This is a genomic window from Acinetobacter dispersus (assembly GCF_009884975.1).
Taxonomy (GTDB): domain Bacteria; phylum Pseudomonadota; class Gammaproteobacteria; order Pseudomonadales; family Moraxellaceae; genus Acinetobacter; species Acinetobacter dispersus.
In genome coordinates, this window is the sequence record NZ_CP041970.1 from 487,716 (window position 1) to 508,601 (window position 20,886).

Sequence of the window (20,886 nt, forward strand, 5' to 3'; positions counted from 1 at the left end):
AGGGAATCAAACATATAGTTTGATTCCCTTTTTCTTTGGAAAAAATTTGGCAATATTCGAAATTTTAGTGATCTCTGCTTTATTGTTCTCTGAGTTGATTTACTCCACATAATGCTTCATTAGCATCACCACACTATCACCAAGTTGATAAATGACATAGACATGGTCTAACTCATTTAAGTTATTAAAGCGACTAGATGGTAATTATTTAATAATAACAACAAGATAAAATTCATTTTTAATTGTTTAAAAGCTTTTTTAACTCACACAACAGAGTTATGCCACCTTCAAGTAAAATTGGATACGTTATTTTTACAATTGATCAAAGCGTTATTACAAGAATGTCACTTAGCGGTACGATAAATTTGTGTTGTACGGTTGCTTCATCTAAGAGTTATATAGTCAAAATACCTTTAACGAAGGGTTTATACATAGAGATTATGAAATCTAAAAAAGTTTAAACTGTTATTAAAATAGGCAGTAATGCAATTTTATCTATGACAGCTTCTTAAAATTTAAGATCAACAGATTTTTGAATAAAAACAATAAAAGGGGCGGGTAAGTCTATAGCCCTAATCGATAAACTTTTCTTGAAAAATAGCAGTGGTCGATAACTTTTTTTACCAAGCGGTATATTTTGTGAAAAAATCACGCTTTTGTTAATTTATGTGTTCAACTTTGTATTTTTGTAGTATTCTTTTGTGAAAATTGTCAATAAATCCGTACAATTTGCCAATAAGAAATCTATCTTTACATTTTTGTGGGTTCTGGAACATGATAAGCCGATTCAAGAAAAGTGCTGTCTCAAAAACTTCATTTATCGCTTTATTTGGCTTATTGATAGCATTTCATAGCTCTATTGTATTTGCTCAACCTAAAGCAGGAAGTAGAATCACTAACATTGCAAGTGGTGACTTCTATGATGAGCAAGGTAATCTCCAAGTTATTAATTCAAATGCAGTTATTTTAACTGTTCAACCGATCTATTCTTTAACTTTACAAAGTAATCAACAGAATATTGGCACTATTGGCAGTAAAGTTAATTTTCCACATGTTTTAACAAACACGGGGAACATCGTAGATGATTATAAATTAAGCCTTATTCAGTTAACCAATGATCAATTTAATTTAGAAAATATTGCTGTTTACATCGATCGGGACCAAAACGGGGAGCCTGATGACAATAATAATTTACTTAATTCAAGTACGAGTTTTCGTTTAGAAGCTGGAGAGTTTGCTTCCTTGATTGTTGTTGGAAGTATTCCAACCAATGTGAGTGCAAATAACGTTGCTAACTTTACTTTAACGGCAACAAGTCAACACGATAATACAATCGTGATGACGGTAAATGACACCGCGAAAGTGGTTGATGATGCTGTCATTCAAGTCACGAAATCGCAAAATATCAGTACTGGAAAAACTGGTACAGAAATTACCTACACTTTGAGCTATGCCAACACAGGGACTGCAGCAGCAAGATTGGTGTTGCGAGATATCTTGGCCACAGATGTTACTTATAAATCTGGTAGTGGTAGTTGGGGGAACGGTTCTGGATCTTTGACAGATGCGGATGATGCAGAGACAGGTGCAAATGTACCTATAAAATATAAAGTGAATAATGGGCAAGTTGATGTAGAACTTGCAAGTGTGGCTGCGCTGAGCAAGGGTTCAGTCAGTTTTAAAGTAACAGTTAATCCGAATGCTGCTGAAAAAATTCCTAACACCGCAGATTATCAGCAATACAATACATCAAATGCTATTTTGAAAAATACTTTAACGAATACAGTAATTTTTAATGTTCAACAAAGCTTAGGTGTTGTACTTAACTATAGTCCTAGTGGCGCAAGTGATGATGGTGAGCCAAATGGTGGCTTAAATAATTTGCAAGTCCAAAATAATACTTTTGGAGGCGTAGCAAAAGAAATCCAATTTGATAACTATGTTTGGAATACAGGACAGGCGACGGATACTTATAATTTAAGTCTCGTTAAAAGTAATGTACCCAGTTGTGCTGTTGTTCGTTTATATCATGCAGATGGCCGTACTTTGCTCACAGATACAAATGGTGATGGCATAATCGACACTGGTGGATTGGCTTATGGCACCTCAAAAAGAATTAAATTAGGGGTTTATTTCCCATCTAATTGTACTTCAACAAGTACAATGGATTTCGATATTACGGCGATCTCCGCGACAGATACAAGTGTCAAAAATAGTACACGTGATAGATTGATTAATACGGTGGCTGTTGGAGAAAGTGATTTATATAACAGTAATAATTCTGGTGTGGGTGTTGGAAATGTCACCGCTTCTGGTGGACAGGCATTACTGGTAAAAAATGCTGTTAAGGGGGCAAACGCTGTTTTCTCACTTGTTATTCGAAATAATAGCACTGTCTCAAATAATTATAATCTGTACGCTTCAAGTACAACGATTGACATCAATAGTATCAATACGACTTTACCATCAGATTGGGGAGTAAAGTTTTATAATGGTGATGCAACTTGTCAAACTTTACAGGGTGAAATTACAAGTACTGGAAATTTAGCTGCTGGTGCGATTAAACAATATTGTGCTGTTGTAACGGTTCCTGCGAATACGACTTTGACAAGCTTGCCAATTTGGTTTGCGATGAAATCCCCTATGAATGCACAGGGTGACAGCATTAAAGATCAGGTTGATGTGGCCGTACGTAAATTAACTTTGGCGAATGACCAACAAGGTCGAGTTAATGTTGGTGGTACGGTTGTTTACCTACATACATTGAAAAACACGGGTACATTTGTTGAAGGGGATACAGCTGGAAAAGTAAGTCTTAGTGTAGTTCCACAAAATATCAATGATGGGTTCATCTATACCCTGTATTACGATGCAAATAATAATGGCGTATTAGACCCTACAGATCCTATTGCTACAGATTTATCTATTACAGGTGGTTTGAATCCACAAAGTTCTGTTCAATTGCTTTTAAAAACTCAAGCACCACTCACAGCGACAAATGGTGTTTCCAGTGCTGTGAATATTGTGGTATCGGCAACAAATATAATTCAAGGTTTAAACCTAGCATCAATTCAGAATACTGATTTAACAACAGTTGATCCTACGCAGCTCCGTTTAACGAAAGAACAGGCTAAAGATGAAGCTTGTGTACTCATTAATGTCACTACCGCGACGTATGCCAGTAACCCATTGACGATTAAGCCAAATCAATGTGTAACTTATCGATTGACCATTAAAAATGATGGTTCAACACCAGCAGCGAATGTTGTGATTAATGACGTTGTACCCGCTTATAGTATTTTACGAACTACCTTGCCTCCTTCAATTAGTAAAGGTTCTGTAACGGTGAGTGGGGATCAAATATCAGGAAATATTGGAGCACTTGCACCACAGGAGCAGGCTGCATTGTATTTTTCTATTCGGGTTGCACCTTAAGTTAAGCGGATACTATAAGATGAATATAATCAATGCATTAAAAAATATCCGCAATAACATAATCGCTTTGGTGATTGTGCTCGTTACTTTATTGGGGATACATCAGTCAAGTTTTGCTGCAGTTCCGACGCGTCAAATCATCAGTAATATGGCCATCGGTGAATATACCGAAGAAGGTTCTACTGTGGTTCAGGTGAGCCGTTCTAATTTAGTCCAAACGACTATTCTCCCTGTTTATTCTGTTAATTTAACCGCAAACAACAGCAAAAATGTCGTCGCTGGCCAAACAGTATATTTTAACCATGTTTTGACTAATACGGGTAATGAGGTCGATCAATACAACTTTGCAGTGACAAATAATACGGGGGATAACTATGACTTTAGTAATCTCTCCGTATTTTTAGATAAAGATAATGATGGGGTACCTGATGGTGCAGCGATTAGTTCTTATTCTTTAGGTGCAGGTGAGTCTGTTGGCCTTATTGTGGCGGCGAATGTGCCGAGTGGGGCAACGGTTAATCAAAATGGGTTATTAACATTCACTGTAAATTCTTTAAATAATGCGACTGGGAATAAAACTAATACAGATACGGCAACCGTTACTAATCAGTCTGCTTTAGTTGTACGTAAAAAGTTTTCTCAAACTACTGTAGCAAATGGTGATGTCGTTACCGTTCGTTTGGATTATCAGAATTTAGGTAGCACAGCTACAGGTTCTGTAACATTAACAGATGCACTTGACTCTAGTTTGGTATATCAACCTAACAGTGGTGAAAACTGGAATGGTACAACGGTTAATCCGAACACAGGCAGCAATGATCCAGCAGGGATAAATTACAGTGTTACTTCAAATACTGTAACTGCTGTGATTAGTTCAATTGCGGCAAATGCGACGGGTTATATCGAGTTCAAAATTAAAGTAAATAAAACAACAGCAGGTGCAATCAACAATACTGTCAATTTTCAATATGATCATGACAATAATGCTGCAACAGCAACCATTTCTGATCTAAGTAATATTGCTGTACTGAATGTCGCTCCAATTTATGCTGTCAAAATTAATGGCAGTGTGAGTGATGTAAATAATAGTGCAACGGTTGTTGCGACTTCTGTAGCACAGGGCGGACAACTTACTTTTAATAACTATGTTTGGAATACAGGTAATAGTACTGATCGATTTAATTTAATCTTGACAGCAAGTACTTTCCCTGCGGGCAGTCAAATTGAATTTTATCGTGCGGATGGGGTAACGCCATTATTGGATAGTAATGGCGATGGTATTCCTGATACGGGATTATTATCGGTAGGCGCTAATTTACCGATTGTTGTTAAAGTGCGTTTACCGAGTAGTTATGCTGTAACCGCTGATACTACATTTGAAGTTTCACCTCAGGCCCAGTCTTTAGGTGATCTGACCAAAACAAGTTTGATTAAAGATCAAGGTAATTTACTTGCCACAACCGTAGCGCGTTTAGTTGATTTAACCAATAGTCCAGAAAACAATGGATTAGGTAATGGAAATGTTGATAACGCTGGTAATCCATGGAAAACCGTTACTGTATCAACGAGTATCAATCCTGTCGCGGGTGGGCAAGCTATATTTCCATTAAAAGTCAGTCATACAGGCATTGGAACTGAATATTTGCTTAGTGCAAATGCAAGCAGTGATTTTACGAGCTTAGCTCTGCCTAATGGTGTAAATCGCGTTCGTTTTTATATTTCTGCAAATGGTTCAAATTGTACTGTTTTAGGTAGTGAGACAGGTAAAACAATATATCTCAATAATGCTGAAAGTCAGTTGATTTGTGCTGTTGTTGACGTGGACCAGTTGAATAGTAGCCTGACTACACCGATCTATTTTCGCGTGCTGTCTACAAGTTATGTCAGTGGGAACAATAGTAGTAATCCAAGCCAAGATATTATTAAAAATGCGATTACGATTCAGAGTGTTAATTCAGTCGCTCAAGTAGAGTTTACGCCAAATTCACGCGGACAGGTTTCACCGCTTGGTACCGTTATTTATAGTCATCTATTAACCAATAATACGGATGTGGACTATACAGGAAACTATAGTTTTCTTACGAATAATGATCAGGTCGAATTTAATAGCACTCTATTTTATGACGTGAATGCAAATGGCATTTTTGATGCTGGGGATTTGGCAATAAGAAGCTTAGCTGACTTACCTGGAGGTAAATTGGCGGCGCATACTCAAGTGAAGTTATTGCTTCAAGTTAAAAATCTGGTGGCGAATAATCTTGCCCAAGCGAATAACAGCACGATTAATTTAACCAATAACACCAATGGTCAGGTATTGGCATCTATTACTGATGTAACAACTGTACGTCAAACGCAACTCAAGCTAACTAAATTACAAGCACGTGACTTTGATTGTAATGGTACGGCTGATGAATCTTTTACAGCAAATAGTTTGAATATTGGCAAGCAAGCAAATGGTCAAGGCCAGTGTGTGTTGTACAAGGTGATTTTAACAAATACCAGTGCAACAAGTTTGAGTAGTGCATTTACTTTTAGAGATATGACACCCGCCTATACAGTTTTATCTCAATCACCAATTTGTACAGCATGTAGTGGTATGACAGCACCAACAGTTGGGAATGCTGGAGCGGTTTCAGGGACATTAAATAGTGTGGCTGCAAATCAAAGTTACGAATTTAATTTTGGGGTGCGCTATGTTGGCCAGTAAGCAAAAAATGAAAAAAAATATTTCTAAAGGTCGTTTGGTAAATCAGACAGTTACTCAGATGAAAACATGGATATTACTTCTTATAAGTTGTTTGTTATGCAGTCAAGTTGTCTTAGCTGCGCCTCCAACAATTGAGATTTTTTCAGGCTCGGGGTCTGGACAGGGGCCAACGACTTCTTCAGGTACGCACACATTCTTACTCAACAGAAATAACCCATCAGATAACACGGGTGAGACATATGCGCCTACAACAACAGTAAGCTATACCATTACTAACTCTGTCTACAACGCGACTCCATATACTTCTAATAGTAATCAATTTAATAAACCTGATTTTTTCATGGGCGGTGATACAAATAGTAGTAATGTAGTTGCTCCTGTAAATATCCTTCAACCACTGAATGGGTATGGTAATCCTGCTGATAATATGTTTGCTGCCTCTCTTCAAAATGCACCAACTGGTTGTACTAATGGTGCAGATTGTTTGAGCACAAATGGTGGGATCAGTGTGACCTCGAATAATGGTGTGGCTATGGAAATTACCACACGTGGATTAAATAGTTCGGGGATTTCAACCAACTCTAGAGTAAAAATGGGGACGATTGTTATTAGTTTTAATCGTCCTGTTACTAACCCAATATTACAAGCAAGTGCTTTAGGTGCTGAAACATCTACTGGACTGGGTTTTGGCGCTGAATTTACATTAACAAGTAGTAGCGTACCTGTAGTGATGAGCCGTATTGCAGGGAGTAAAGAGCTTACGGTTAGTGGGAATAATATTACAAATAATGCAACGACAATCAAAGCAGCCAGTGGGAATGGTGGTGCGAGCGGAAGTGTGTATATTAAAGGTAAGGGAATTACCTCATTAACTTTTGATGTATATGTTCGCGGTGATGGTCGTGGTTCAACATGGTCAACAACAGGGGCAGATGCCTTTTTCTTCGGTGTTTCGAGTATGGATGCCGATAGTGATATTTCTATTGTGAAAAGTCAACGTGTCGGGACTTCTGGAACTTTTGTACAAACTCAATTAAATAATGTTCCTATAAACTCGATTATGCAATATCAGCTGTTGATTAGTAATACTAAACCAACAAGTGCAACAGTTGGTGGCTCAGCCTATTTAGCTCCTTTCTCTGATGTAATTCCTTCTAATTTAAAGGCAGTCAGTCTTGTTGGAACCGCAACAACGACAGGTACTGGTACGACATGTTCACCAACATTGTCTGGTAATGATACGAATGGTTATACCTTAACGGGGACATTTAGTGGTGCAAGTTCGGCCACATGTACCATCGTGATTCAAGCAACTGCCAAAGTGGCAGGAACAATTACCAATACAGCAACGATTGAAGCAACTTCAACCGATTCAGCTACTACAAATGATAGCAGCTCTGTAAACGCGATTATCGTAGATCCAACGCCAGTAACGGCAGATACAGCTATTTTGGAAGCGCGCTTCAGCGTCACACCTAATTTACCTACTATTGTTCGTGGGCGAGTTGGTTCTCAGCTTATTGATATTAAAAATGAAGGACCTAACAATGCAACCAATGCAATCGCTACTTATGTTGCTGCGCTACAAACTGGTGTAACAGTCACAGGTGTTAGTGTTGTTGGGGGAGCAGCTTGTACTCAAAGTGGTAGTAACTGGACATGTCCGTTGGGAAGTGTGGCAAATGGAGCGACAAAACAATTATCAGTCAGCTATAGCACAACAACAGCTTCTTCATTAGGGACAGCACAGCAAGCGACAGTTAAGGTTTCCAGTGATGAGTTCAACCCAGGTAGTGGTGTTGGTGAGACCCTTTATAAAGTTTGGGGGACGAATCAACAAAATGAATATCGTAGAAATGGTGCATTCTGGGTCGGTTATGAGGGTACGGGGGGGACTGCTAAGGTTGGTGCTTACGCTGATGAGAGTTCATCAATTGTGAGTGCATGGCCTGCTAATCAAGCCAGCCCAACAGGTGGATATTTAATTTCTGGTAATAATGGCACGAGTGATTCAACGTATGGAGCATCAAGTACAAATGCTTCTGCAATGATTCAACGAATTATTACCAATATGAGCTCAGATGCAAATTCAACTGTACAGCTCAATTTAATTGATACGCCAGATATCGGTGATAACCGTCGAGCGTGGGAATTCACAACAGGGGTCTACATTGCCAACTCACAAGCGATAACGATGTGTATGGGTAATACCAGTATTGGTATTGATGATAGTGGCTATATTATGGTGGATGGTGTTGTTGTTAATAGCTCAAATAGCTATTTGAGTGGAGGTGTTTCAGCATCTACGTCTTCAGCCTTAACACCAGGTTATCACCGAATAACTTACCGTATCACCAACCGCAACACTTATTCTGGAGCGAGTGAGCGAGCTGCAGGTGGATATGGGGCGATTGGATTATCACTGAGTGGCAGTTGTACGACGGCAAACTATGATACTGCAACCAGCACTGGTATTCCCGTCAGTATTAATATTATTGATGGCGCAAGAATTAAGATTGCTAAAAATTCTGTGAATGGCACAGGTACATTTAACTATATTAATCTTTCCAACCTTGCAAACAGTACAACAGCAGTCACAACAGATGCTGTAACCACTGTTACAGCAGGAACAACAGCAATTTCAGCACAACAGTTATGGGCCCAAACCCTAAATGCGGATGTGTCGATCACTGAAAGTGCTTTGGCTGGGTATGTTTTATCAGGTGTAAGCTGTACAGATGCGAATAGTGCTGCAACAGGTAATACCGGAACTTTTTGGACACTTGTAAATAATATTGTGACGATCCCAGCTGCGCGAATTAAAGAAGGGGCCAACATTACCTGTACGTTTACAAATACCAAGCTTATTTATGTGGATATTACCGGACGAGTATTTGTTGATAATAGTGGGACAACGCTTGATGCAAGTAAAGCATATAACGCAGTTCAAGATGCTGGAGAGGTTGGAATTGCGAATAGCACGATTCGTCTGAACAACTGTGGTACCACACAATTGGCTTCAACTGTAACAAATGCTAATGGGGATTATGCTTTTTCAATAGAGCAAAGTCAGCTGCCTTCATCTTTCTGTATCGTTCAGCAGAATTTACCTGAATATATTTCTGTGAGTGGCAGTAATGGATACACGCGCTCAACAGATACGATTACGTTAACAAAGACCAGTGCCACAAGTTATTCGGCAAATAACTTTGGAGACGTGATTGTAAATGTTGTATTGAATGAGGATGGGCAACATACAGCGATTGCTGGCGATGTGACAGATTATCCTCACCGTTTAACCACGCAAATTCCAGTACAACTGACTCAGCTATTGCAAACACAAACACAGCAGCCAAACTCTATTGCTGATCAGCCATGGCAAGCATTAATTTATCGTGACCTAAATTGTAATGGTCAGGTTGATATGGGAGAGGTTTTATTTAATCCAACTGTATCAAATTCTATTTTATTACAGCCAAGTGCTGATATTTGTTTAGTGCAACGCGTGCATGTGCCGAGCAATGTTGTTGCTGGAGCACAACATATCGGAACACTCCAAGCGGGTTATCAATTTAGCCTAACCAATCCGGCGCAGACCATTTCGGGGCAAACAGGTAAACGTCAGGATGTGACACTTATTGGCAGTGCCGGTTTGACGTTGACAAAAAAAGTCCGTGCTGTAGCCAGCTGTCCATCCACTTCAGCGGACCAAAATGTGTTTGTTACAAATAATCAGGCAAATAAACAAGATAATTTAGAGTATGAAATCACATATAAGAACAATAGTGTGAAGAAATTACAGAATGTCAAAATCAAGGATAGTTTACCAACTGGTACTAATTTTGGCAGTGTCAACTGTGTCATTACACCGAGTGGAAATACTTGTAATTCAAGCCGTTCTGGCGATTATCTTGAGTGGAATCTCACAGGGCTTTTAAATCCCTCTGCTTCAGGGACTTTAAGGTTTTGTGTGTCGCAGTAATCAGTAGTTAAGCACATATGTCGAAAAAAATACTGGTCCAGCATACTTTGATTAAAAAGTTGGTACAAAAGTTGCTAATGCTTGAACTGGTAGAAGTTTTTTTTACAAAAATGTGATTTTTTTCAACAAAAATACACGTAAATGATGTATTTTTGTAACCGTTGTTAGTTTCTTTGAAAAGCGCCCTAAGCAAAGTTCAAAGAACTCTGGAAATTAGTTTGGGAGCCAAAGAGATGCACTTAAAAAGTAAATGGAAAAAATACTTACTAGGGACGGCAACTTTATTTTTAGCTGTGAATGTTTTTGCTGAAACAAAAGCAGCTAAAGATCCTGTTTCAGTGGAGCTGAAAACTTACCTTATCAGTCTTAATTCTGAAGGTAAGCCAAATGCGAAGTTGGTGAATAAGGTAAAGCCAAACGATGTGATCGAGTATCGTGCAACGTATACAAATAATACATCGGGAAAAATTAAAAACTTGGCTGCTACGCTGCCAATACCAGTAGAAACGCTATTTTTGGCTAAGTCTGAGCCAGAAAATGCGCAAGCAAGTACAGACGGTACAAATTTTGCCCCGATGCCTTTAAAACGCAAAGAGGGTAATCAAATGGTGAACGTTCCACTGAAAGATTATCGTGCATTACGTTGGACGATTGCAGAACTTCCTGCTGGGAAATCTGTAACGGTTTCAGCCCAAACGCGTATTAACAGTGACAAAACCAAAAATTAAACAAACTGACATTGAATATCAACAGGGGTAAGTTCCAAATGTCAAATCAAACTCAACGTTTAAAACTAACGCAATTGGCAGCTTCAGTTGCATTAGTTGCGGGTGGTGCAGCTTTTCTTCCAACTGCACACGCTGCCGCTCCTAGCGCAGGCACTAACATTAGTAACATTGCATCTGCAAGCTATACTGATAGCAATGGTTCTAATAAAACTGTTACATCAAACGTAGTTACTACGACTGTACTGCAAGTGGCTAGTTTTACTTTGATCTCAGATCAAACCAAAACAGCTAACGCGAATGGTCAGGTATCTTTATCTCATACATTAACCAACACCGGTAATGGTAGTGATACTTTTAACGTGGCTGTCGCGAACAATGACACGCGTGACAACACGACAGATAATTTTGATTTCAGTGGTTTGAAAGTCTATCTTGACGCAAATAAAGATGGTATTCCAGACAGCCAAACTCCTGTTACTAGCATTACTTTGGCGGCTGGTGAATCTGTTAATTTAATCGTACAAGCGACAACAGCCAGTAACAACGTGACTGCTGGTGATCTTGGTAAGTTAACTGTTTCAGCAATTAGTGGTTTCGATACAAGCGTAACTGCCAAAAACGTTGATACTGTTAAAATTACCAATGGTGCTGTAATTAGCTTAGTAAAATCTGCAAGTGTTAGCAATGTAGATGCAACTTTATCAAACCCAACGGCACGTGAAGTTGAATATAGCTTAGTTTACCAAAACACAGGTAATACAACGGCAACCAACGTTACCATTACAGACGTACTTCCAGCTGGCTTAACGTATGTTGCTGGTTCTGCGACAGTAAATGGTACTGCGGTTAATGATGGTACCGCTGATTCTGACGGCTATAGCTTCGCTTCAGGAACCACTACATTAGTTATTCCTACTGTTGTTGCAAACAGTAGTGGTGTGTTGAAATTTAAAGTTCGCGTAAATCAAAATACACCAGCTGGCACAATTACAAACATCGCTGAAGTAGATCCAGATGGTCCAGGTACTGAAGGTAAAACACCATCTAACCCGAATGATGTAACAGTATTAGGCGTTAAAAAAGGTACGATTAACGATAGTACGACCGATGCCTTTGCTGATGGACAAGCTTCTACAGCCCCAGCTGATGACGTGATTACCAAGTCAACAACACAAGGTACGCCAGTTACTTTTGGTATTACAGCGGGTGGCGGTGAGCCAATCGTCGTACATAACACAGGTAATGTAACAGAAGCATTTAACATTACAGTGAATAAAAACTCTTTACCTGCTGGTAGCATTGTTGAATTATTCAAAGCTGATGGTGTAACACCATTAACTGATACCAATGGTGATGGCATTGCGGATACTGGTCCAGTTGCAAGTGGTGCTGCTTACCAAGTTGTTGCTAAGGTAACTCTGCCTTCTGGTTATTCTTCAACGACACCAATTAGCACGATCCTAACATCAACACCTGTTACGAATTCTACTGGTACCGATACCATCACTTTAGTGATTGATAAAGTCGTTGCGTCTACAGTTGACTTACATAATGGTGATGCGACTAACAGTACTGGTACCGTTGCAGGCGCATCTGGTAAGGATACTGGCCAATATATCGATACTAAGTCTACTAAACCAGGTCAAGCGACTAATTTCCCATTAACTGTTGATAATAAAGGTGCAACTGGAGATAACTATAATTTATCTACTTCACCTGCATTACCAGCAGGTTGGACGGTTCAGTATTACTTAGCAGATGGTGCTGGTAATCCAACAGGTGCCCCAATTACCAACACTGGTAACATCCCAAGTGGTGGCAGTGTTCAATTGGTTGCAGTTGTAACTCCTCCTGCAAATGCTCCAGCTGGTGATCAAGAAGTTATCTTCAAAGTTACTTCTCCTGCAACTGGCTTAACAGACGTAATGTCTGATCGTGTAACTGTAGAAACGAATCGCAAACTTAGTCTGCAAAATGACCGTACTGGTCAAGTTGCACCGGGTGGTACGGTTGTTTACAAGCATACATTAACCAACAACGGTAACATCGTTGAGGGTGCTGCAGGTAGCTTGCCATTTACACTTACCAATGATCAGGCTGCAAATGGTTGGGTGACTAGCTTATTCGTTGATTTGAACAATGACGGTGTAGCTGATGCGAACGAATTGGTTACAGGTAATGATCTAGCAGCAGTATCAGGCACTATCGCTCGTGGTGCATCTGTAAACTTACTCATCAAAGTTCAAGCTCCAACAAATGCAACAGCTGGAACGCCAAGTGCAGTCGTATTAACGATTAAACCAACAGTTGTTGGTGGTCAGTCGGTTGCTGATCTAGTGAACACAGACTTAACGACTGTTACAAGTGGTCAAGTACGTTTAGTGAAAGAGCAATCTTTAGCAAACTGTTCAACTGGCGCTGCTACAGGTTCATATACTCAAAATACCGTTTCTGCGAAGCCAGGCGAGTGTGTGAAGTATAAGATCACTGCGACTAACGAAGGTAATGCAGACGTAACAAATGTTGTGATCAGCGATGCTACACCTGCTTATACAACGTTAAAAGTCGTTGCAAGTGCTTCTCCAGTAGCAACAAATGCGACTTTAAGTACTTCAACTGCAGCGTTAACTGATGGTTCAACAGGAACTATTGCAGCAGAGAAAACACCTCTTGTGCCAAATACAAGTGCAGTGTTGGAGTTCGTAATCAAAGTAAATAATTAATATTCATCCAAAAATTTAGATTATTAGGAATGAATTAATTAAATGTGAGGACATTGTGCTTTGCAGGTGTCCTCATACCATAATTTTTTAATTTTATTTTTTAGACTATTTAGTTGAAGGGTAGAGCGCTGTGCTACAACAGAAGCAAATTCGAGCATGTCAAAACATGTCTTTCATGTTATCAACGCTGACAATATCTATATTGTCTGCGCAGTATAGTCATGCCGCGAATATTCCTGAAGTTGGTAGTACGATTCAAAACGTTGCTTATGCAACTTTTACCACTGCAAATGGTAAAGAACAAAAATCGGTTTCAAATACTGTAGAAGTCAACGTTTCAGCATTATATGCCATTACTCTAACTACACCGCCTGTGCTCGATACTGAGCCAAATGTAAGAGTAATATGGGCAAATACTTTATCGAATAATAGTAATGCACCAGTTAATGTACAGCTAGATGCAGTAACAATTAATGAATTAAACAATATAAAAATTTACATAGACACAAATAAAGATGGTCAGTTTGATACAACTGATCAGCAAGTCATGCAACCTGTATCTTTAAAAGTAGGACAGAGTGTCAATTTGTGGGTCGTTGCCACCACAAATTCAAATCTAACTGAAGGCCAGCAATTTAACTTGCCGATTAAAGCAACTGTTATTGAAGATACCAATGCAACAGCAAATGCGATAGATAGTGCAATTAGCTATGGCGCGAAATTAGTTGCAACCAAAGAAGTACAACAAAAAACCTTTGAGCCTTCAGCAAGTGCGAATTACGATTTAAATTACACATTAAATATTAGCAATCAAGGCAAAAAATCAGCTCGTCCTATTGATGTAATGGTAGATGGTCAAACACAAAAAATGGTGTTATTGGTCGATGAGTTGCCACCGAATACCACATTCAAATCTGCTTTAGCGAAAAATGCGCAAGCTAAAATTTTATATAAGCTTGCAAATAATAGTTATAGTACGATCGCCCCAAGTGACGTAACACAGATCAACCAGCTTGTTGTTGGTTTTCCACAAATTGCCGCGAATACCTCTGAGCAAGTTGATCTTGTCGTCAGTATGAATCGCAATATTGCAAAAACCACTGTAAAAAATACCTATAAAGTTTCTTATGCAGTTACTGATAGCCAGAAAGATATCTTATCAAATGTAGCATCTACATTGGTTAGTGGCTCTGCTGATATTACAAATAACTCAAGTGATTTTAAGAACATTTTAGCCACGGGTAGCGTTAATAAACCGCTGAATATTGAGGCTAAAAATGCAAGTTGTAATGCTGATCGCTATACGGCTGATCGTGTAAAAATTAGAATTAAATCAACAAAGACTAGTGATGTAGAAGAAGTTATTGGTGTCGAAACGGGTGTGAATACTGGTGTATTTCATTATACATTACCAACCACGTTATCAGACAAAGGCATTTCATTTGATGCAGTTTTACAAACGCTTAAACGCGATAAAGTTGATATTAGTTTAACGGATTGTTTGGATGCGCAAGGCCAATCTACAGCAACAATCACGGACATTAATACAAATGTCTTGATGGATCCGTATGGCACTGTATTTGATGCTAAAACGGGTTTACCTGTGGCTGGAGCTACAGTTACTTTATTAGATCAAAATGGTCAGCCAATTGGCAGTAATGTTGCTTTTGAAATTGATGCTCAAACTGGTGAGCAGACTTCTATACCCGCAACACAAGTGACCAATAGTGCAGGTGAATTTATTTATCCACTTGTCAAGGCGGGAACATATAGTTTTGTTGTTGATACCAAGACAATTCCGGGTAATACACGTTATACCTTTGCCAGTGATCGCGCTGTATATCCAAGCTTTCCAGCAGACAAAGCAGTCGATTTAAAATGGTCATATGCGGGGCAGTTTACATTAAATAATGGTGATCCAGCACTTAATATTGATATTCCAATCGACCCAGAAGTCGCAAATACCAGTTCATCTTTATTTGTTAAAAAAGCTGCTTCAAATAAGACGGCTGAGATTGGTGAGTTTGAAGAATATACGGTTACTGTTGCAAATCGTGGGACTGCAGATTCGGCGAATGTCTCAATCACCGATACGCTTCCTCGAGGCTTTATTTATGTACAAGGTTCGATGCGTGTTGACGGTACCAAAGTTGAAGATCCATTGGGTGGCAAAGGTCCTTATTTAAAGCTTGGATTAGGCACGCTCACGCCAAATAAAGAAGTCAAAGTTCAATATCGTGTTTATATTGGACCTAATGCACTCAATGGTGATGGGATTAACCGTGTGCGTGCCAAAGATGCGAAAGGTATCGAGTCAAATGAAGCTTCGGCAAAGGTAGAAGTAACACCTGGTGCGATGATTTCCGATGGTTTTATTGTAGGTAAAGTCTTCACTGACTGTGATGGCAATGGTGTTCAAGATGCTGGCGAAATAGGTGTTCCTGGTGTTCGTATCTATTTAGAGGATGGAAGCTATGTTATTACCGATAGTGAAGGTAAATATGACTTCTATGGAATTAGTGCTAAAACCCATATTTTAAAAGTAGATCGGACTAGTTTACCTATTGGTTCTGAGTTGGTATTAATTAGTAATCGTCAAGCTGGTGACCCAAATAGCCGTTTTGTTGATTTAAAACGTGGTGAGTTGCATCGGGCAGATTTTGCGATTGCTCAAGGTGAAGGGCAATGTTCAGAATCTCTAATTGAACGTGTGCTAGAGCGTAAAAAAAGCATTGAACAGGATAATACAAATTTAGAGCAAATATTACGTTCAGATTTAACAGCTGATCCAATTTTCTCTAAAGTTACTGATGTCCGCGGGCAACCGTCGAGTGGGTGTATTTCAGCAGTTGGAGTTCAGGCGAACTGTAATCTTGATTTTTCAAAAGAACAAATCAAGGAAATTAAGCAAATACAATTTGAGCCTGAAAAATCGGGCGTACAGCCTTCTGTAGCTTTACCAAGTTCTTCAACTTTGGTATTGCCAAATGAAGTACCTGTAGATTCTGCTAATACTGCAAAAATGATTAACCTTGAAACAGCTTTAGAAGCAGCTGTGAATAATCAATTAGAAATTTTGAACCTCAAAGATGGGCAAGTATTGCCTTATCCTCAAACATCTATTCAGGTTAAAGGTGCGGCTGGTACTCAACTTGAACTGTGGGTAAATGAAACACGTGTGCCTGAAAAGCGTATTGGTAAACGTGCTGTATTACCGAATATGCAGGTTTCAGGTTTAGACTTTATTGGTGTGGACTTAAATGCAGGCCATAACACAATTGAAGTACGCCAAGTGGATATGATGGGGAACACACGTGACACCAAACGTATTCAAGTAATTGCACCAGACCAATTAGATAAACTGCAACTTGAGCCAAGTAAAACGATTCCGCAAGCGAATGGTCGTGATCGTTTTAATGTGAATTTAAAAATTGTGGACCGACATGGCACGCTGGTATCAAGTCGCACACCAATTACCTTAGACAGTTCAATTGGTAAAATTGATTTAGTTGATTTAGATCCAAAACAGCCGGGTATTCAAGTATTTGTTGAAGGTGGCACTTTACTTGTTCCAATTCAAGCACCAATTGAAGCGGGTGAAGGCACTCTATCTGTTGAAAGTGGTATCTTCCATTCAAGCACACCTATTCGTTTCTTACCTGATTTAAGACCAATCATTGCTGTGGGTATGGTTGAAGGTTCACTTAATTTTAAAAAGTTTGATCCTAAAGAACTGAGTGGCACCAATTCAAACGATGGTTTTGAAGAGGAATTAAATGAAATTTCAGCTTCAAAAGATGGTAAGCGTAATTTAACGGGTCGGGCTGCATTATTTTTGAAAGGTAAGGTCAAAGGTGAATATCTTCTGACACTTGCATATGATTCAGACAAAGATAAGAAGCAACGATTATTCCGTGATATTCGTCCTGATGAATATTATCCAGTCTATGGTGATTCTGCTGCCAAAGGCTTTGATGCTCAATCAACCAGCAAATTGTATATTCGTGTCGATAAAGGCCGTTCATATGCTATGTATGGTGATTACGTCACACGGACTGAAAATGATGAAGGTTTATCTTTAGGTCAATATAACCGTTCTTTAACAGGTGTGCGTAGTACTGTCGAAATTGATAAATATAAAGTTACGGCATTTGCTGCACAGACCAATACACAACAAGTTGTTAATGAGCAACGAGCTATGGGGATTTCTGGTCCATATAGTTTAGGTGGTGTTAATGCTCAAGATGTACGTGAAAATAGTGAAAAAGTAGAAGTTATTACGCGTGATCGGAACAATTCTGGTTTAATTATTGCACGTACAACCTTGGCCCGTTTTACTGATTATGAAGTCGATACGTTCAGTAATAGTATTTATCTCAAAGATCCAGTTCCAAGTGTTGATGCTGATTTAAATCCAGTATTTCTACGCATTACGGTTGAATCTGATCAGGGCGGCGAAGAATATACTGTAGGTGGCGTATCTGGTTCTGTAAAAGTCACCGATAAAGTAAAAGTGGGGGCTTCTTATGTCAAGAGCAATAATCCACAGACTCAAGATCAGTTGGCGAGTGTAAATACGGTTGTTAAATTTGCGAATGATAAAGGTAAGTTAGTTGCTGAATTTGCTCGATCAGAGAATATTAATGATGGCTTGAATTCATTAACACAGATTAATGTCGCACCTGATGCGACCGGTAAATTATCAGGTAATGCTGCGCGAGTTGAACTTAACTACGCTTATAAAGACTTGGAAATGAAGGTTTATCATAATCAAGCAGATACTGGTTTTTATAATACTGCAGCTCCTATTACAGCGGGTCGTAAAGAAAGTGGAATTAAAGGGCGGGTACAACTCAATAAAATTGGTTTGGCAAAGCTAGAAGCGATTCGTACTGAAGATCAACTAAGTGGCGTAAATCAAGGTGTTTCAGCAAGTATTGAGCGTGCAATAAATCGTATTTTAGCTGTAGAGCTTGGTTTAAAATATTATGATGAATCATCTAATCCAGCAACGCTAAACACCACGCAAATTGCGCCATATCACGGTGTGACTGTTCGATCTAAGTTAACCAGTCAACTTCCTTGGCAAGGTTCAAATGTATTTGCTGAATATGAACAAGACATTTCGGAAGCCGATCGCCGTGTTTTTGCACTGGGTGCAAATTATCAAATTAATTCAAAACTTCGTGCCTATGGTCGCCATGAATTAGTTTCTAGTCTTAGCGGTCTTTATGATCTCAATAGTAATCAACGACGCAATGTAACTGTATTCGGTCTTGATAGTAAATATAACAATAACGGCACAGCTTTTAGTGAATATCGTATTCGCGATGGTATTAGTGCACGAGAAGCTGAGGCAGCAATCGGTTTGCGTAATCGTTGGGAACTTGAAAAAGGTTTTTATGCGAATACAAGTTTTGAACAAACCAAGTCTTTATCAAGTGCAAATAATTTAAGTTCTGATAGTACAGCGGCATCTTTAGGTGTTGAATATTTAAAGAATCCAAACTGGAAAGCTGTTGCCCGTATTGAAGCACGTTGGTCAGATCAGTCAGATACGATTTTGAATAATTTAGGTGCTGCTTATAAATATTCAGATGATGTGACATTGTTAGCAAAAAATGTCGTGAGCCTTACCGACAGCAAGAATGACAGTAGCGGTGACCGTTTAATAGATCGCTTCCAGTTAGGATTAGCTTATCGAGATACGGAGCACAATCGTTTTGATGCGTTGGCCAAAGTTGAATACCGTTATGATGATAATAAAACAGATTTAAGTAACCCTTATCTTAAACATGTTTATATTTTCTCGAATCATTTGAACTATCATCCAACACGAGATCTTACGCTGTCGAGTCAATATGCTGTGAAAAATGTGGAAACCACATTCTCTGGTTTAGCATCTACGGGTATGACACATATGTTTAGCGCAAGAGCAATGTATGACATCAATGAAAGATGGGATGCTGGTGTACATACTGGCGTATTATGGTCCGATATGAGTTCTGGGCGTAGAGTTCTCGTTGGTGCTGAGCTTGGATACCTCGTTGCAGCAAACCTATGGTTGTCTGGTGGTTATAATTTCTCAGGTTATAAAGATGATGATCTGGTCGATAGTGACACTACCATTCAGGGTGCTTATGTTCGTTTCAGATTTAAATTTGATGAGAATTTATTCGCTAGTAATACAGCGTCAAGGTAGGCTTTAGGTCAATAAGCTGCTTTAACCTCATCTGGAAAGTTTGGCAAGCAAATGCTCACATACTTCACGAGGAAAATCCGTTTTATCCCTGACCAATGGGGAGTCGAATAAAGTATGTATCGTATGAGCCAGCATTGTGCCTCAGCAAAAATTCAAAAAGCCTTTGTGAAAAACAAAGGCTTTTATTTATTTTTTTCATCTGATGAAAAATACTTATTGCAACTTATCTTGGGTTTTGCTCTCAAAATCACTTGCATCGTGACGTTCATGTAGCTGGGTAGCTAAATCACCAAAAGTACGATTCACCATACGACCACGTTGTACGGCTGGGCGCGCTAAAATGGCATCGGCCCAACGTTGCACATGTTTATACTGATCGACACTTAAAAATTCATCCGCATTATAAACCCAGCCTTTTACAACACTGCCATACCACGGAAAAGCGGCAATATCGGCAATGCTATATTCATCACCCGCCAAGTATTCGTGCTTTGCCAAATGTTGATCTAATACATTCAATAAGCGCTTTGTCTCCATAGCAAAACGATTAATGGCATATTCAATTTTTACGGGTGCATAGGCATAAAAATGTCCTAAACCGCCACCAATATAAGGTGCGCTGCCCATTTGCCAGAATAACCAATTCAAACATTCAGTACGTGCAGCAACATCAGTGGGAATGAAAGCCTTAAATTTTTCAGCTAAGTAGAGCAAAATTGAACCTGATTCAAACACTCTGAGTGGCGGATTTTGACTATGATCAACCAAGACGGGGATTTTAGAATTTGGGTTAATTTCCACAAAGCCACTACCGAATTGCTGACCCTCACCAATTTTAATTAACCATGCATCATATTCAGCATCTATATGTCCTAATGCGAGCAGTTCCTCAAGCAGAATAGTAACTTTTTGTCCGTTAGGCGTGGCAAGCGAATATAACTGGAGCGGATGTTTGCCAACAGGTAATTTTTGCTCAAAGCGACTACCTGATGTTGGTTGATTTAAATCGGTTTTGTCTCCAGTCCATTGCCAAACTTTGGCTGGAATATAGTTTGAATCATTCATTATGATTTGCCATCTCATCAATAGATCAATCCAGTGTAGGTGAG

The 20,886-nt window shown here is 39.1% G+C and carries 7 protein-coding genes; 6 read left to right on the forward strand and 1 reads right to left on the reverse strand.

Annotated features, from left to right (window positions below; translation table 11 throughout):
• Positions 1-774: 774 nt before the first annotated feature.
• The 6 genes from FPL17_RS02095 to FPL17_RS02120 all read left to right on the forward strand — a co-directional run bounded on the left by FPL17_RS02095 (position 775) and on the right by FPL17_RS02120 (position 19,777).
• The gene (locus FPL17_RS02095; RefSeq protein ID WP_159882859.1) at positions 775-3,435 is read left to right on the forward strand and encodes a DUF11 domain-containing protein; all 2,661 of its coding nucleotides are present in this window, start codon (positions 775-777) and stop codon (positions 3,433-3,435) included.
• Between the two features lie 19 nt (positions 3,436-3,454).
• Entirely contained in the window at positions 3,455-6,142 is a 2,688-nt protein-coding gene (locus FPL17_RS02100) for a DUF11 domain-containing protein (protein ID WP_159882861.1), read from the forward strand.
• A complete protein-coding gene (locus FPL17_RS02105) occupies positions 6,129-10,124 on the forward strand; it encodes a prealbumin-like fold domain-containing protein (protein WP_159882863.1) in 3,996 nt (1,331 codons plus the stop codon). The genes FPL17_RS02100 and FPL17_RS02105 overlap by 14 nt, the downstream gene beginning before the upstream one ends.
• 233 nt (positions 10,125-10,357) lie before the next feature.
• On the forward strand, positions 10,358-10,852 hold the full coding sequence (locus tag FPL17_RS02110; protein WP_005187121.1) for a hypothetical protein: 495 nt from the start codon (positions 10,358-10,360) through the stop codon (positions 10,850-10,852).
• 38 nt (positions 10,853-10,890) lie between these two features.
• Positions 10,891-13,575, forward strand: coding sequence for a beta strand repeat-containing protein (locus tag FPL17_RS02115; RefSeq protein WP_151716196.1), 2,685 nt, complete (start codon positions 10,891-10,893; stop codon positions 13,573-13,575).
• Positions 13,576-13,705: 130 nt separating this feature from the next.
• Entirely contained in the window at positions 13,706-19,777 is a 6,072-nt protein-coding gene (locus FPL17_RS02120; RefSeq protein WP_159882865.1) for an SdrD B-like domain-containing protein, read from the forward strand.
• Positions 19,778-19,990: 213 nt separating this feature from the next.
• On the opposite strand, the gene yghU is transcribed toward FPL17_RS02120, so the two are convergent.
• The gene (gene yghU / locus FPL17_RS02125; protein WP_159882867.1) at positions 19,991-20,842 is read right to left on the reverse strand and encodes a glutathione-dependent disulfide-bond oxidoreductase; all 852 of its coding nucleotides are present in this window, start codon (positions 20,840-20,842) and stop codon (positions 19,991-19,993) included.
• Positions 20,843-20,886 lie beyond the last annotated feature (44 nt).

Coding starts and splice junctions, on each gene's coding strand:
- FPL17_RS02095 (WP_159882859.1), top strand. CDS start 775: ATGATAAGCCGATTCAAGAAAAGTGCTGTCTCAAAAACTTCATTTATC.
- FPL17_RS02100 (WP_159882861.1), top strand. CDS start 3,455: ATGAATATAATCAATGCATTAAAAAATATCCGCAATAACATAATCGCT.
- FPL17_RS02105 (WP_159882863.1), top strand. CDS start 6,129: ATGTTGGCCAGTAAGCAAAAAATGAAAAAAAATATTTCTAAAGGTCGT.
- FPL17_RS02110 (WP_005187121.1), top strand. CDS start 10,358: ATGCACTTAAAAAGTAAATGGAAAAAATACTTACTAGGGACGGCAACT.
- FPL17_RS02115 (WP_151716196.1), top strand. CDS start 10,891: ATGTCAAATCAAACTCAACGTTTAAAACTAACGCAATTGGCAGCTTCA.
- yghU (WP_159882867.1), bottom strand. CDS start 20,842: ATGAATGATTCAAACTATATTCCAGCCAAAGTTTGGCAATGGACTGGA.